This window comes from Croceitalea sp. P059, assembly GCF_031846365.1.
Classification (GTDB): domain Bacteria; phylum Bacteroidota; class Bacteroidia; order Flavobacteriales; family Flavobacteriaceae; genus Croceitalea; species Croceitalea vernalis.
Map to the genome: position 1 here is coordinate 1 of NZ_JAVRHW010000025.1, position 250 is coordinate 250.

The 250-nt window shown below is 45.2% G+C and carries 1 protein-coding gene; it reads right to left on the bottom strand.

What is annotated here, in order from left to right; genetic code table 11:
* Positions 1-250, bottom strand: a 250-nt coding sequence (locus RM542_RS14850) for a hypothetical protein (protein WP_311386536.1), incomplete at both ends; no start/stop codon positions are given.

A 250-nucleotide genomic window follows, 5' to 3' on the forward strand; every position in this document is an offset into this window, starting at 1 on the left:
AGGTGTGATACCTGTGCAAGGATCACCAGGAGGGACCACTTCAATAGTGATAGTATCCTCTTTAATACAACCATTACCAAAATCAACGGTATAGGTTACGTCATAGAATCCAACTCCTATTGACGGGTCAAAAGTGCCATCAGTTGAAGTACCGCTCCAACTACCTCCAGCAGGGTTTGCATTTAAAGTTTGTATACCTGCATCGGTAGCAACAGCACCAACAGGGTCGATGGTAACATCAGCAGTACCC